This window comes from Halorarum sp. SLYT50 (assembly GCF_059821265.1).
This window is the reverse complement of record NZ_CM187555.1, coordinates 1,014,655-1,029,733: the sequence shown is the minus strand read 5'-3', so window position 1 is coordinate 1,029,733 and position 15,079 is coordinate 1,014,655. Positions and strand designations below refer to the sequence as shown.

The 15,079-nt window shown below is 73.0% G+C and carries 12 protein-coding genes; 7 read left to right on the top strand and 5 right to left on the bottom strand.

Annotated features, from left to right (window positions below):
- Positions 1-77: 77 nt before the first annotated feature.
- Complete coding sequence (locus AC6RUA_RS05405) at positions 78-1,013, top strand: DUF4349 domain-containing protein (protein WP_499814916.1); 936 nt, start codon at positions 78-80, stop codon at positions 1,011-1,013.
- Positions 1,014-1,026: 13 nt separating this feature from the next.
- Here AC6RUA_RS05405 and AC6RUA_RS05400 read toward each other — a convergent pair whose 3' ends face one another.
- Positions 1,027-1,812, bottom strand: coding sequence for an inositol monophosphatase family protein (locus AC6RUA_RS05400; RefSeq protein WP_499814915.1), 786 nt, complete (start codon positions 1,810-1,812; stop codon positions 1,027-1,029).
- 109 nt (positions 1,813-1,921) lie between these two features.
- Here AC6RUA_RS05400 and AC6RUA_RS05395 point away from each other — a divergent pair, with 109 nt between their 5' ends.
- The 3 genes from AC6RUA_RS05395 (at position 1,922) to AC6RUA_RS05385 (ending at position 6,456) form a co-directional block, all read left to right on the top strand.
- The gene (locus AC6RUA_RS05395) at positions 1,922-4,048 is read left to right on the top strand and encodes a S9 family peptidase (RefSeq protein ID WP_499814914.1); all 2,127 of its coding nucleotides are present in this window, start codon (positions 1,922-1,924) and stop codon (positions 4,046-4,048) included.
- A gap of 145 nt (positions 4,049-4,193) precedes the next feature.
- Complete coding sequence (locus AC6RUA_RS05390; protein WP_499814913.1) at positions 4,194-4,994, top strand: 2-oxo acid dehydrogenase subunit E2; 801 nt, start codon at positions 4,194-4,196, stop codon at positions 4,992-4,994.
- A 115-nt stretch (positions 4,995-5,109) separates the two neighbouring features.
- The gene (locus AC6RUA_RS05385) at positions 5,110-6,456 is read left to right on the top strand and encodes an oxidoreductase (RefSeq protein WP_499814912.1); all 1,347 of its coding nucleotides are present in this window, start codon (positions 5,110-5,112) and stop codon (positions 6,454-6,456) included.
- A gap of 24 nt (positions 6,457-6,480) precedes the next feature.
- Here the strand turns inward: AC6RUA_RS05385 and AC6RUA_RS05380 are convergent, their stop codons facing one another.
- The 4 genes from AC6RUA_RS05380 to ribH are packed head-to-tail and all read right to left on the bottom strand — an operon-like array spanning position 6,481 to position 10,841.
- Positions 6,481-8,427 carry a DEAD/DEAH box helicase gene (locus tag AC6RUA_RS05380; protein WP_499814911.1) on the bottom strand — a complete coding sequence of 649 codons (1,947 nt, stop codon included), beginning with the start codon at positions 8,425-8,427 and terminating at the stop codon, positions 6,481-6,483.
- 20 nt (positions 8,428-8,447) lie between these two features.
- Complete coding sequence (locus AC6RUA_RS05375) at positions 8,448-9,200, bottom strand: DedA family protein (protein ID WP_499814910.1); 753 nt, start codon at positions 9,198-9,200, stop codon at positions 8,448-8,450.
- A 52-nt stretch (positions 9,201-9,252) separates the two neighbouring features.
- A complete protein-coding gene (locus AC6RUA_RS05370; RefSeq protein ID WP_499814909.1) occupies positions 9,253-10,422 on the bottom strand; it encodes a pyridoxal phosphate-dependent aminotransferase in 1,170 nt (389 codons plus the stop codon).
- Positions 10,419-10,841, bottom strand: coding sequence for a 6,7-dimethyl-8-ribityllumazine synthase (gene ribH / locus AC6RUA_RS05365; protein ID WP_499814908.1), 423 nt, complete (start codon positions 10,839-10,841; stop codon positions 10,419-10,421). Before ribH ends, AC6RUA_RS05370 begins: the two co-directional genes overlap by 4 nt.
- A 182-nt stretch (positions 10,842-11,023) precedes the next feature.
- Here ribH and AC6RUA_RS05360 point away from each other — a divergent pair, with 182 nt between their 5' ends.
- From AC6RUA_RS05360 to purE, 3 genes are read left to right on the top strand one after another with little or no spacing between them, the layout of a single operon-like run.
- Positions 11,024-13,099, top strand: coding sequence for a flippase activity-associated protein Agl23 (locus AC6RUA_RS05360; RefSeq protein WP_499814907.1), 2,076 nt, complete (start codon positions 11,024-11,026; stop codon positions 13,097-13,099).
- A 37-nt stretch (positions 13,100-13,136) separates the two neighbouring features.
- Positions 13,137-14,399, top strand: a complete 1,263-nt coding sequence (locus tag AC6RUA_RS05355) for a 5-(carboxyamino)imidazole ribonucleotide synthase (RefSeq protein ID WP_499814906.1) — start codon at positions 13,137-13,139, stop codon at positions 14,397-14,399.
- Positions 14,396-15,007 carry a 5-(carboxyamino)imidazole ribonucleotide mutase gene (gene purE / locus AC6RUA_RS05350; RefSeq protein ID WP_499814905.1) on the top strand — a complete coding sequence of 204 codons (612 nt, stop codon included), beginning with the start codon at positions 14,396-14,398 and terminating at the stop codon, positions 15,005-15,007. Before AC6RUA_RS05355 ends, purE begins: the two co-directional genes overlap by 4 nt.
- Positions 15,008-15,079 lie beyond the last annotated feature (72 nt).

Sequence of the window (15,079 nt, the reverse complement as noted above, 5' to 3'; positions counted from 1 at the left end):
ACCCACCGCCGACGGTAGGTCAAACGGCTCTTTGACATTTACGAGCCATTAGGTGCCGGTGTCCTGTAGGGGTGGGTATGCGTCGGAAGACACTCCTCGCGGTGTGCTGTGCCCTCATGCTCGCGCTCGCCGGCTGTTCGGGCGCCGGCGGCGGGAGCGACGGGGGCGCGGTCGAACAGCGGTCCAGTGACCTGGGGGGAACCGAAGCGGCGGAAGCGACGATGACCGCCGCCCCCGACGGAACGGCCGCCGCGGGCGACGCGACCGGTGCCGGCGGGGGAAGCGGGAACGCCGAAGACACCGACGGCGTCGAGGTCCAACAGCAGAACCGCCAGATCATCCGCACGGCGAGGGTCCGGATCCGGGTCGAGGACTACGAGTCGGCGCGGAGCAACCTGACGGACCTGGCGCAGTCGACCGGCGGCTACGTCGGCGACGCGACCAAGCAGGTCCACGGCGAGGGGAACGACACGTGGACCGAGGGCCGAGTCACGCTCCGGGTACCCGTCGGCAACTACTCGGGTGCGCTCGCCGCCGTGGAGGCGCAGGGCGAGGTGGTCAGCCTGAACGAGGAGACGCAGGACGTGACCGAGCAGGTGGTCGACCTGCGGGCGCGTCTCGACAGCCTGGAGGCCGAGCGGGAGCGCCTGCGCGAACTGTACCAGCGGGCGAACGACACCGAGGAGGTGCTGGCGGTCCAGCGGGAACTCTCGGACGTGCAGACCGAGATAGAGCGCATCGAGGCGCGCCTCCAGAGTCTCGAACGCCGGGTCGCCTACTCCACCATCACGGTCCAGTTGTTCGAACCCCAGCCCGACTACCGGCCGCCGGACCGCGACCAGTGGTACGAGACGCCGCTGACCGAGGCGTTCCTCTCGTCCATCGACGGCGTGGTCGTCCTCGCGCGCAGCGCGGTCGTCCTCACCGCGTACGCGCTGCCGTACGCCGTCGTCGTCGGCGTGCCGCTGACGGTCCTCGCGCTGCTGTACCGGCGTCGGGCGGACCTGGTGTGACACGTCGCCAGAGCTACGGCGCGTCGACCGCCGGAACCGACTCGCACAGGTCCGTCAGCGTCTCCTCGTCGGGCGCACCGACGTAGTAACCCTCCGTCTCGACGGAGCGCACGCCGGCCTCGCGCGCCAGCAGTTCGCCGCCGACCTGCTCGAAGGGGTCCGGGTGGACGCAGACGACACCCGCGATGCTCCCGCGAGCGAGCAGGCCCCAGTCGACGCACGGCGACCACGTCTCCAGCACCCGCTTGCACCGCTCGCGGAGGTTCTCTCGTATCCCGGTCGCCGTCGCGCTCAGGTCGTCGTCGCGGACGGCCGCCAGCCCGCGGACGAGCGACACCGTCGAGCGCGCCAGCGGCCGGCCGTGACCGTCGGCGGAGAGCGGGTCGCCGTTCAGGGTCGCTCCCCCGTCACGGACGGCGACGTAGCAGTCGTCGGTCAGGGGTTCGTAGAACGCCGTCGCCAGCGCCGCCCCGTCGCGGTGGGCCGTCACGGCCGAGGCGATGGAGGGGTAGCCGATGGCGAAGTTGTTCGTCCCGTCGAGCGGGTCGACCAGCCACTCCACGTCGGTCTCGCCCGAGCGGCCGGCCTCCTCGCCGTGGACGGCGTGCGAGGGGTGACGCTCGGTCAGCACCGCGGCGATGCGCTCTTCGGCGCCCACGTCGACGGCGGCTTTCACGTCGTCCTCGCCGTACGCCCCCTCGGCGTGGCCGGTCCGGAAGCGGTCGCGGAGGTACGCGCCCGCCTCGCGGACCGCCGCCTCCGCCGTCTCCGCCAGCAGCCGGCGGTCGGTGTCCGTCATACCGGGCGGTCGCGCGTGGCCGGTTTGAGCGCGTCGATTGCGGCCGCGGGATGCGGCCGTCGCGGCCGGAGGGGGAAGGGATATGTGCGCACCTCGGCAGTCGTGACCCATGAGCGAACTGCCGACGGAGGCGTACTACGACCTCTCGCAGGTGGCCGAGACGGCCCTCTCGCCCGGCGACGACCGGGTCGCGTTCACGGTCCAGGAGTTCGACGCCGACGAGAACGAGCGGGTCGCCTCGCTGTTCGTCGCGCCGACGGACGGCTCGCGCGACCCCCACCGGCTCACCCGGGTCGCCGGCGCGTCCAGCCCGCAGTGGGGTCCCGACGGCGACCGACTGGCGTTCCTCGCGGCCCGCGAGGAGGACAGCGAGCGACGCGTCGGGCGCGGCGACGCCGAGGACGCCGACGGCACCGAAGACGACGCCGACGAGGACGAGGAGTCGGACGGGACCGACGCACAGGGGTCAGGCGGGGAGCCGGAGTCGCAGGTGTGGCTGTTCGACCTCTCGCTCGGCGGCGACGCCCGGCAGGTGACCGACTTCGCGGAGGGCGCCTCGGAGTTCGACTGGGGGCCGGACGGCGACCGACTGGTCGTCGCCGCGCGCGACCCGACCGAGGCGGAGCGGGCGTACCTCGACGAGCGAGAGGAGGGCGGCCCGGTGGAGACCGAGCGCCTCCAGCACAAACTCGACGGCGTCGGCTACACCGACACGGTGACCACGTACCTCCACGTCGTCGACGTCGAGAGCGGCGAGGCCGACCGACTCGACGAGGCGTACGCCGGCGGCGCGTACGCGGGCCTCTCGGGACTCCAGCCCGCGTGGGGGGCGACCGACCGCATCGCGTTCGCCGCCTACCACGGCGAGGACGGCGACGACACGCTCGCGCGGGACGTGTTCACCGTCCGACCAGACGGCACCGGCCTCCGGAGGCTCACCGACGGCGACCTCTCCGCGAACGGGCCCGAGTGGTCGCCCGACGGCGAGCGGCTGGCGTTCGCCGCGGGCGACCCCGACAACTGGTGTATCCCGACGCAGGCGTACCTCTACGAGGACGGCGCGTACGAGTCGCTCACCGCGGACCTCGACCGGACGCTCGCTCGCGGCGCGTCGCTCGACTGGGCGGACGACGAGACGCTGTACACGACCATCGGGGACGAGGCGCGCACCCGCCTCGCGCGCGTCTCGACCGACGGGAGCGTCGAACGCGTCTTCGAGGCGCAGGGCGACGAGCGCGCGCTCGGCGGGTTCGAGTACGGCGAGGAGCGCGCAGCGTTCACCCTCTCGCACCCGACCGAGGGACACGACGTGTACGCCGTCGACGCCGCGGACCTCGACGGCGACGACGAGCCGGAGTCGCTGACCCGCCTCTCGGCGGTGAACGCCGACCTCACCGACGAGTACCCCATGCCCGCGGTCCGGCGCGTCGAGTGGGACAGCGAGGGACACGACATCTCGGGCGTCGTCTACCACGACCCCGAAATCGACCCCGCGGACGGCGACCACCCGCTCGTGGTCGCCATCCACGGCGGCCCCATCAGCTACGACGAACCCGTCTTCAGCTTCGACCACGCCGCGCTCACCTCGCGCGGCTACGTCGTCCTCCGACCGAACTACCGCGGCGGCTCCAGCTACGGCCGGGAGTTCGCCGAGGCGCTCAAAGGGCAGTGGGGCACCCACGAGGTGACCGACGTGGCGAACGGCGTCGCGGACCTCGTGGACCGCGGCTGGGTCGACGAGGAGCGCGTCTTCGGCTACGGCTTCTCGTACGGCGGCATCTCGCAGGGGTTCCTCGTCACGCAGGAGCCCGACCTGTTCGCGGCCGCCGCGCCCGAACACGGCATCTACGACCTCCGTTCCGCGTTCGGAACGGACGACTCGCACAACTGGATGGAGAACGACTACGGTCTCCCGTGGGAGAACCCCGACGCCATCGACGCCTCCTCGGCCATCACCGACGCGGGCAACATCGAGACGCCGCTCCTGGTGACCGCTGGGGCGGAGGACTGGCGGTGCCCCCCCTCCCAGTCCGAGCAGTTGTACGTCGCGGCGAGGAAGCAGGGCGTCGAGGCCCGCCTCGTCGTCTACGAGAATGAGCACCACAACATCGGCACGCCCGACCGCGCCATCCACCGGCTGAACGAACTGCTCGCGTGGTACGAGCGCCACGACCCCGCCGTCGACGGTGAGGACGAGGCCGACTACGACCCGCACGGCCGCGAGGACGACGAGTAGCGGGCGTCGAACGCGGCGTGCGGGTTTCGGTTCCGGTCCGGGCTGGTTCCGGGTTCGGGTCGGGGTCGCTCGCCACCCGAGTAGCGACGACTCCGGATGCCGCGCCCGGGTCAAGCGCTATACGGTCCGCCGACCTGCGGGCGGCATGAGCGAACGGGAACGAGAACGCGGCGACCGAACCGAGCCGACCTCCTCTCGCCGCCGGGCGACGGGCGACTACAACCGGATGGCGAGGCGTCGAAGCACCGTCCACGGACTCGTCGAGTTCGACGTGACCGACGCGAGACGGTACATCGACGACGTCGAGGAGGAGACGGGCGAACGGCTCTCGTTCACCGCGTTCGTCTCGTTCTGTCTCGCCCGTACCGTCGAGGAACACCCACGGGTGCAGGCGTACCGCGACTGGCGGGGACGAGTCCACCGCTTCGACGACGTCGACGTGAACGTCCTCGTCGAGACGACCGCCGACGGCGAGCGACTGGGCGTCCCGCACGTCGTCAGGGCGGCCAATCGGCGGTCACTCCGGTCGATCCACGACGAGATACGGGCCGTTCAGAACGCTCCCGCGGCTCCCCTCTCGCGGCTGGAGTCGCGCGCGCTCACCCTCCCCGGGGTCATCCGACGGCAGGTGTGGCGACTCCCGCAGTGGTTCCCGCGGCGGTGGAAGCGCCTCGCGGGGACCGTCTCGGTGACCTCGGTGGGGATGTTCGGAGAGGGCGGCGGGTGGGCGGTCATCCCGACGAACTACGCGCTCCAGTTGACAGTCGGCGGCATCGAGACGAAACCGCGCGTCGTCGACGGGGAACTCGTCGAGCGCGAGTTCCTCGACCTCACGCTGGCGTTCGACCACGACGTCGTCGACGGGGCGCCCGCCGCTCGGTTCACGCAGCGGCTGAAGGAGCGCGTCGAGGGCGCCGACGGGCTGGCGGCGGCGAGCCGAACGTGACGGGCCGTCGTCGCCGATTCCGAACGACGTCGGCGACGGGAGGGGGGTCGGGAGCCCGAGCGGTCGAGTCGGCGAGGCCGAGCCTTCATGTCCGCGAGCGTCCAACCGACGACGGATGGCCGTACTCGGCGACCCGCTCGACGTCGGCGGCGTGACCCTCCCGAACAGGCTCTACCGCGCGCCGTTGCTGGAGTGTGCGGGCAACGGTCCCGACGCGGTGGACACGTTGATAGCCGACCTCGAACCGGCCGCGGACGCGGGTGCGGGGCTGGTCTGTCAGGGGGCGACCATCGTCCGCCCCGAGGGCGGGTGCGCCGCGCCGGGCATGACCCGCGTGCACGACCCCGACTTCGTCGCCGACCTCTCGCGGCTGACCGACGCGGTCCACGCACACGGCGGAAAGATAGCCGTTCAGTTGGAACACGGCGGTCTCCGGTCGATGGAGACGTGGCACGCCGGATTCAGGGAGGCGAACCCGGACCTCGAACAGCTCGCGGTGTCGGAGCCGCCGTGGCTCCTCCGGGCGCTCGACCGGGCGGGGTTCCTCTCGTACGACGCGCACGTCCTCTCGACCGACGGGGTGTACGAACTGGCGGCCGACTTCGGCCGGTCGGCGGCGTACGCCGTCGACGCGGGGTACGACGCCGTCCACCTCGCCGGCGCGAACATGGGCATCGTCCACCAGTTCCTCTCCCCGTTCTACAACCGCCGCGACGACGAGTTCGGCGACGGCGTCCGCTTCCTCGAACTCGTGCTGTCCGAAATCCGCGCGCGGGCTGGCGACGTCCCCGTCATGACGAAGGTGCCCGCCGAGACGGAGGCCCCGCCGTTCGTCCGCCGTCGCCTCTCGGCGGCCGACTGCGTCCGCGCGTGCCAGCGGCTCGCCGCCGCCGGGTTCGACGCGCTCGTCCCGGTGAACGGCTCCGTGTTCTGGGACATGAGCATCGTCCGCGGCGAGTTCCCCGGTCGGTCGTGGCGCGACGACCGGTTCCGCGAGGGGTACGCCGCGGCGTTCGGGTCGCGGACCCGAGCGGCGCTCGTCGCGCTCGCCAACTGGGTCGAGTCGCTCGCGTACGACTTCGAGCCGGCGTGGAACGCCGCTCTCTGCCGACGGGTCCGCGACCGGGTGGACGTACCGGTGCTCTGTGAGGGCGGCATCCGCGAGCGCGGCGTCGTCGACGGGCTACTGGCTGACGGGACGACCCGGGCGTGCGACGCCGTGGGGATGGCGCGCCCGTTCTACGCCGAACCCCGCCTGCCCGCACGCCTGCTCGGGACCGACGCGGCCGACGCGCGGGTCGCCTGCGAGAACTGCAACAACTGCGTCGTCCCGCAGGCCGCGGGGGAACCCGGCGTCTGCCGGACCCCGTCTGTGCTTCGGCGGGCGGGCGAACACCGGCGAGCGGGCGCGTACGACCGGCCGTCGGACTCGCCCGACACGGACGCCGGTCCCGACCCGTGACCACCTGCGGGCTCCTACTTCCGCTCACAGCCGCGCCCGGGCCGACTCGAACACGGGCAGGTCCACGTCGAGCACCTCCGCGAGCGCCGCCGCCGCGCCGAGTAGCCACTCCGCCCGCTCGATGCGCGACTCCAGGTCCCCCGGCCCGACCCGGTACGCCTCGACCAGGTCGTCGAGCGTCGCCCCCTCGACCCACTCCGCGAGGAGGCGCGCGGTCTTGACCGCCTCCAGCCACCCCTCGAAGTCGTCCGTCTCGCCCATCGCGGTGGTGAGTTCTCCGGCGCGCCGGCGCGCGAACTGGTACATCGCGGCGCGCTCCCGGTCGCCGAGGTAGCCGGTCTGCATGTCGGGGGTGTCGCACACCACCTCGAAGGCGGTCAGCGGCGTGACGTCGGCCGGGTCCATCGCCGCCATGGTCCGGAGGCCGGCGACGAGGCGCGCGCCCGTTGCGGGCGTGACGTACTGGCGCGACACCTGCGCGCCGAGGGGCGTGGCTTCGATGCCTCCGGCGTCCCCGCTCGCGGGCGCGAGCATGTCCATGTCGATGAGTTCCCCAATCACGTCGCCGACGACCCCGCCGAGGTCGGGGTTGGGCGTCCGGAAGGCGTAGAACGTCTCGCCGAGCACGTCGAGCACCTCCGCCTGCGAGGCGGCGAACCCAGTGGCGACGAGCGCGAGGACGTGCGTGCGGAGCGCCGCCCGGTCGCGGAGTTTCGACTCGACGGCCTCCGGGTCGGCCCCGACGTACCGCGCTTCGAGGTCCGCCCGCTCGTCGTCGCCGCTCACGAGGACCGCCTCGCCGTACGGGTCGAGCCCCGGCCGCCCCGCCCGCCCGCACATCTGGTGGACCTCCAGCACGGGGAGCCACTCCATCCCGTCGCCGGTGTACCGTTGCTGGTCGCGGACGACCACCCGCCTGGCGGGGACGTTCACGCCCGCCGCGAGCGTCGGCGTCGCGCAGATGACCGCCAGCCGGCGCTCGCGGAACGCCCGCTCGACGACCGCGCGGTGGGCCGACCGCAGGCCGGCGTGGTGGAACGCGACCCCCCACGCGGCGCACTCCGCGAGGCGCTCGCCCGTCTCCGTCCCGCCGGCCTCGCGCACCTCCTCTGCGGTCTCGGCCGCCGGCCTGCCGATGCCGGCGGCGTTCGCGAGTCGCTCGTCCGTGAGACGGTCGGCCAGGGTCTCCGCCTCGCGGCGCGAGCGGACGAACGCGAGCGCCTGTCCGCCCCCCTCGACGGCGTCGCGGACGAGCGCCGCCGTCGCCTCCGTGTCCGCCTCGACGCTCGGGTCGGCCGCGTCCGGGACCGCGACGGTCAGGTCGCTCCCGTCGTCGAACTCGACGGTTCCGCCGGCGTACACGCCGGTGCGGAGGTCGACCGGGCGCCAGTCGGACTCGACGAGTTCCGCGTCGAGCCACCCGGCGACGTCTTCGGGGTTGTCGACGGTGGCCGAGAGCGCGACCACCTGCGCGTCGCGGGTGCGGCGGCGGAGCGTCGACAGCGTCACCTCCAGCGTGGGGCCGCGGCCGGCCGCGCCGAGCAGGTGGACCTCGTCGACGACGATACACGCCAGGTCGTCGACCCACGGCGCGCCGTTGCGGATGGCCGAGTCCACCTTCTCGCTGGTGGCGACGACGACGTCGTACTCGGCGAGGTCCGCGGCGGGCGAGTCGTAGTCGCCCGTCGAGATGCCGACGTCCACGCCGGGGAGCGCGTCGAACTCCTCGTACTTCTCGCGGGCGAGCGCGCGGAGCGGGCAGATGTAGAGCCCGGGACCGTCGGCGGTGAGCAGCGCCAGTTCCGCGATGAACGTCTTGCCCGACGCCGTGGGAATGGCGGCGACGACGTTTCCGCCGGCGCAGACGCCCGCCTCGACCGCGTCCGCCTGTGGCGGGTACAGCTCCTCGATGCCCTCCTCCTCGAAGTGGTCGACGTGCTCGGGCGCGAGGGGGAGGTCTGCGAGACGCACTCGTCGCCACCTCGGGCCTCTCAGATAAAAACCTCCCGCGCGGCGCCGGGGTCGTCTGCGCTCGGACCGCGCTCCCGCCCCGTTCGACCGCCGCGTCCGCCAGTCACCGTCGGACAGGTCGGTGAGCGCCGGCGGTCAGCCGACCCGGCGCCACGCCGCGACGGCCGCGAGCGCGACGGCCACGAGCGCCGCGGCGACCACGAGCAGTGGCCGGTCCGCGACCGCCGCGCGGAGGAACGCGACCGCCGCCTCGTACACCGACTGCGACTCGCCGCCCCCAGCGCGAGCGCGCCGACCGCGAGGTTGAACAGGAGGCCGCCGCCCGCGGAGTAGGCGACGAACCGCCCCCGGTCCATCCCCGCGAACCCGGCGGGCACCGAGACGACCGAGCGGAGGACGGGGAGGAACCGCCCCCAGAACACCGACCACTCGCCGTAGCGGCGGAACGCCGCCTTCGACCACCGGAGTTCGCGCTCGGAGACGCGCACCAGCGGGCCGTAGCGTTCGAGCACCTCCTCGCCGCCGCGGCCGAACAGGTAGTAGGCGACGAGGCTGCCGACGACGACGCCCGCGGTGGTCGCGGCGACGAACGCCGCGAGCGACGCGGGCCCCGAGACGAGCGCGAGGGCGGCGAGCGGCAACACTACCTCGCTCGGGAGCAGGGGGAACAGCAGCGACGACTCGAGGAAGGTGAAACAGCAGACCGCGAGGTAGCCGTAGCGGACGATGAGTTCCTCGGCGACCGCGACCAGGTCGACCCCGAGCCCGAACACGTCCGCGCCTACTCGGGGGGCGGGGTAAACCCCGGCGGCCGACGGGGCCGCGTCAGTCGAAGAACCCGCCGCTGGCCAGTCGCTCGATACCCTCGCGGAGGCGCTCCTCGCTCGCCGCGTAGCTGATGCGGGCGTACCCCGGCGCGCCGAACGCGTGGCCGGGAACCGTGGCGACGTGTGCCTCCTGGATGGCCTCCTCGGCCCACGTGGCGTCGTCGTCGTCGACGCGCATCATCATGTAGAACGCGCCGTCCGGTTCGGGGACGTGGACGCCCTCGTCGGCGAGCAGGTCGCTCACCAGGTCGCGCCGGTCGCGGAACGCCTCGACCATCTGCTCGACCGCCGTCTCGGTGTTCCGGAGCGCCTCGACGCCCGCCCGCTGGACGAAGTTGGTCGCCGACGAGACGGAGTGGCTGTGGAGCTTCGCGGCCTGCGAGACGAACTCGCCGGTCGCGTGGAGGTAGCCGAGCCGCCACCCGGTCATCGAGTACGCCTTCGAGAAACCGTTCACCGTCACGGTGCGGTCGGCCATCCCGTCGAAGCTCGCGAGGCTGGTGGGTTCGACCCCGTAGGTGATCTGTTCGTATATCTCGTCGGAGATGACCGGCACGTCGTGGTCGACGGCTACGTCGCGCACCCCTTCGAGCGCGGCGTCGGAGAACACCGCACCGGTCGGGTTCGCCGGGGAGTTCACGACGACGAGCGCGGTGTCGTCCGAGACCGCCGCCGCGAGGTCGTCGAGCGCCGGTTCCAGCTGGAAGTCGTGGTCGGTCAGGTCGACGCGGACGGGCGTCCCGCCGGCGAGCTTCACCATCGCCTCGTACGACACCCACGCCGGGTCGAGCAGGACGACTTCGTCGCCGTCGTCGACGAGCGTCTCGACCGTCTCGTACAGCGCCTGCTTCGCGCCGGGCGTGACGATGACCTCGTCGGCCGTCGCGTCGACGTTGTCTCCGCGGAGCTTCTCCGCGATGGCCTGCTTGAGTTCCGGGACGCCGTTCGAGGCGGTGTACCCGGTGTGACCCGCCTCCATCGCCTCGACGCCGGCGGTCACGACGTTCTCGGGGGTCGGAAAGTCGGGTTCACCCACCGAGAGGTCGACCACGTCGACGCCCTCGGCCTCCAGTTCCGAGGCGGCACCGCTGATGGCGAGCGTCGCCGACGGTTCGACCCGCCCGACGCGCTCCGCGAACTCGTACTCGTACTCGCGGTCGCGGCTCACGCCGCCACCCCCGACAGCTCCTCGGCCATGTCTATCGCGGCGGTGACGGCCTCGGCACCTTTGTCGACCCGTTCGCGCGCCTCGGCCCCGCTCTGGCCGGGACCGGAGACGCCGAACGTGACCGGCGTGTCCCGGTCGAGGCTCACGTCGGTCAGCCCCGCTGCGGCCGCGCGTGCGATGACCTGGTCGTGGTCGGTGTCGCCCGAGACGACGGTGCCGATGACGGCCACAGCGTCGATGTCGTCCCGGCGCGCCAGCCGGTCGGCGGCCAGCGGCGCGTCGTACGCGCCGGGCACGTCGAGCGTCTCGACGACGCTCGCGCCGCGTTCGTCGGCAGTCTCCCGCGCCGTCTCCTCCATTCGGTCGGCGATGGACGCGTAGTACCGGGCCACCACCAGCCCCAGTCCGGTGTCGCTCATGCCCGGCCGGTCGGCGGGGCCGGTGAAAGGCGTACCGTTCCGGGTGGATGTCGCGGCGGCGCTCGCCTCTCACCACGGTCCGCCGCGCGCCGCAGCGACCACGCCGCGAGCGCTCGACACCGGTCGGAGGGCGGCGCGCGCAATCACAAAGGTTGTAACCGGTCGCGCGTGAGGGAGGGGCAATGAGCGACGACGCGCCCCCGGCGTCCCCCGACGACGGGGGGGCCGACGCGCCCTCGCACCCCGTACCCGACGCGTCGGCCGAGTCGGCGGACGCGGGCGGGGCGCCCGTCGCCGACGCCACCGGCGCCGCGGACACCGCCGACGGTTCGTCCGACGAGGCCGGAGCTCCGGACCCGGACGCGTCCGCCGACCCGGTCGGCGGGCGTCCACGTCTCCTGAGGCGGCTGCCGTGGACGCCGGCGACGACGGCCGTCGTCCTCGTCACGCTGCTGTCGGTCGTCGTCCGCCTCGTCGGCCTCGGAGAGCGAATCTTCCACTGGGACGAGGGCCGCGTCGGCTACTGGATACTCCGGTTCGACGCGACGGGGGAGTTCTTCTACCGGCCCATCATCCACGGACCGTTCCTCCCGGTCGTCGGAAACGCGCTGTTCGACGTGTTGCCCGCGTCGGACTTCGCCGCTCGCCTCCCGGTCGCCATGGTCGGGGGGTTGCTCCCGCTCGCGGCGCTGTGTTTCGCCGACCGCCTCCGCGGCCGCGAGCGAGTCGCGCTCGCGCTCGTGCTCGCGGTCGACCCGCTGCTCGTCTACTACAGTCGGTTCATGCGCTCGGACGTGCTCGTGGCGGCGTTCTGCTTCGGGGCGTTCGCGCTGACCGTCTACGCGCTCGACCGCCGGCGGACGCTCCCGCTGTTCGGTGCGGTCGCCCTCCTCGCGCTCGGGTTCGCCTCCAAGGAGAACGCGCTCGTCTACCTCGCCTGCTTCGCCGGCGGCGCGTTCCTCGTCGTCGACCACCGACTCCTGCGCACCGCCTCGCGCACCGGGTCGCTGCTCGACGCGGTCGTCGGCGGCGGGGTGGCCGCCGTCCACGTCGCGAACCAGTGGACCGCCGAGAGTCGGACGCGCGCGTACCTCGCCCGCGAGCGCGACGTCGACCCGGGCGCCGCGCTCGCCGGCCACCTGCTCGTCTGGGTGCCGCTCGGGGCGCTCGGGCTCGCGGCGACGTTCCTCGCGGTCGCGGGGTTCTTCTACGCGCCGCGCCCCGACCTCTGGAACGCGCTCGCGGGGACGGGCGACCCGGTCGGCCTGCTCGAGGAGGCGACCGTCGGCGCCGGCGAGCGGTTCTACGGGACGTGGGCGGCCGGGAGCCACTCCGACCACCCGTACCTGCCGTACCTCCACGACCTGCTGGAGACGCTGGTGTACGGGTCGGGCGTCGTACTCGTGCTCGCCCTCCTCGGGTTCCTCGCGGACGGGTACGGCGACCTGGGGAACCGTTCGCTCGTCGCGTTCGCCACCTACTGGGGGGCCGCGTCGGTCATCGGCTACCCCGTCGCGACCGACATCCAGGCCCCGTGGGCCGCGGTTCACATCGTCGTCCCGTTCGCGATACCCGCGGCGGTCGGGGCGGCGTACGTCGCCGATTCGTTCGAGTCGGCGCTCGCGAGCGAGGACGCGGTCGGGGTCGGACTCGCCGGCCTCATCGTCTTCGCCGCCGTCGGCGGCGCCGTCGCGGCGAACGCCGACTACTGGAACTCAGCCAGCGAGGAGGACAAGCAGGTGCTCCAGTGGGCACAGCCGGAGAACGACCTGAAGGGAGCGCTCCGGGACGTCGGAGCGGTGAGCCGCGGGAACGACGGGACGGACGTGCTGTTCATCGGGACGGAGGCGAACGGCGGTGACGTGCGGTTCTACGTCGCCGACGAGGGGAGCGTCCAGCGGATGCCACCCGGCGGGCCGGCGTGGCACTCCCGGCTCCCCCTGCCGTGGTACCTGGAACTCCACGGCGCCGAGGTGAACTCCACGAACCCGGACGACCGCTTCAACCGCCTCCCCGAGGAGATGCCGCCGGTGGTCATCGCCAAGCCGTGGGACCGGGAGGAACTCGCGACCCGCCTCGACGGCTACGAGGCCCGCGAGTACGACTACCGCCTCTGGGGCGAACACGTCGTCATCTTCGTCGACCGGTCGGCGCTCGAACGCGCCCGGCAGACAGAGGCGGCCGACCGGTCGCCGCCGGAGCCGCGGGCGATGCGCTCGGAGGAGTATCCACGCCCGTGGGTATCTCTCCCCTCGTGAGGCAAGGCTTATGCACCGAGTTGCCGAAGTCCCGCCCGTGACGCCAACGTGTCCCGCCCCGACGCTCGGCGTCGTCGGTGGCGGCCAACTCGGTCGGATGCTGGCCGAGGCGGCCGCCCCCCTCGGCGTCGACGTCGTCGTCCTCGACCCCACGCCCGACTGCCCGGCCGCACGGGTGGCCGACCAGGTCGAGGGCGCGTTCGACGACCCCGACGCAGTCCGCGAACTCGCCGACCGCGCGGACGCACTCACGCTCGAGATCGAACTGGCCGACCCGGACCTCCTCGAAGAGGTCGAAGCGGAGTACGACCTCCCGGTTCACCCGGACCCCGACACGCTCCGGACGATTCGGGACAAACTCGTCCAGAAGCGCGCGCTCGCGGACGCCGGCGTTCCGGTGCCCGAGTTCGTCCCCGTGGACGACTCCGACGCGCTGGCGGACGCCGTCGAGCGGTTCGGCGGCGCGATGTTGAAGGCCCGCACCGGCGGCTACGACGGCCGCGGGAATCTCCCCGTGGAGGCGGGCGACGACTACGAGGCGGCGCTCGAGGCCGTCGGCGCCGACGAGGGCGGCGCGATGGCCGAGGCGTTCGTCGACTTCGAGCGCGAGGTGTCGGTCATCGGCGCCCAGGGCGACGGCGAGACGGACGCGTTCCCGCTGGGCGAGAACGTCCACGAGGAGGAGATTCTCCGAGAGACGGTCGTCCCCGCGCGGAGCGACCCCGCGGTCGCGGCGCGCGCGAGGGAGGTGGCGCTCGACACGCTCGCGGAACTCGACGGCCGCGGCGTGTTCGGCATCGAACTGTTCGAGGTGGACGGGGAGGTGCTGCTCAACGAGGTGGCGCCCCGTCCCCACAACTCCGGTCACTGGACCATCGAGGGGGCGAGTACCTCGCAGTTCGAACAGCACGTCCGCGCGGTGCTCGGCTGGCCGCTCGGGTCGACCGACGCCCGCTCGGCGACCGTGAGCGCGAACGTCCTCGGCGACGTGGACGAGCCGCGTCCCGCCCGCCTGGAGGGCGTCGAGACCGTCCTCGACGCCGACGGCGCACACCTCCACTGGTACGGGAAGCGCGAGGTCCGTCCGCTCCGGAAGATGGGTCACGTGACGCTGTGCGGGCCGGCCGGGTCGGCGACCGACGGCGGCGACGCGAACGCGATGGGAGCGAGCCGCGACGACCTGCTCGCGACCGCTCGCGGGTTGCGCGACGCGCTCTCGTTCGCGCGCGACCCGGACGGCGCGGCGGAGACGGACGCCGCCGACGCGGCCGAGGCGGCCGACGGAGGGGTGACGAAATGACGACCGTCGAGGACCTCGTCGACCGACTCGAGGCCGAGGCGGCGGTCGACGCGGACCCGGAGACGACGCCCGACGTGGGCGTCGTCATGGGGTCGGACTCGGACCTCGACACCATGCAGGGCGCGTTCGACGCGCTGGAGGAACTCGGGTTCGCGGAGCAGACCGACTTCGACGACCCGCCCGGGGCGCGGTTCTCGTACGAGACGTACGTCGTGAGCGCTCACCGGACGCCCGACCTGATGTACGCGTACGCCGAGACGGCCGCGGACCGCGGGCTGGACGTTCTCGTCGCGGGCGCGGGCGGGAAGTCCGCCGACCTCCCGAACATGACCGCGAGCATCGCCTACCCGCTCCCGGTGATCGGGGTTCCGGTCCAGGAGAAGTCGGTCGACTCGGTCATCGGGATGCCGACCGGCGCGCCCATCGTCGCGGTGGACGCGGGCAAGTCGTTCAACGCGGCGCTGTCGGCCGCACAGGTTCTCGCCCGCGAGCACGCGGACCTGCGCGAGCGACTCGTCGCGTACCACGACGACCTCCGGGCCGACGTGGCCGACACCTCCGCGGCGCTCCACGACCGAGGCGTCGACGGCTTCCGCGAGTCGCGCTGAGCGGCGGTCGCCGTCGCCGACCGGGTCCCGGCGCGAGGTAAGCGACGTCGCCCGGTTTTCGACGGAGTGCGC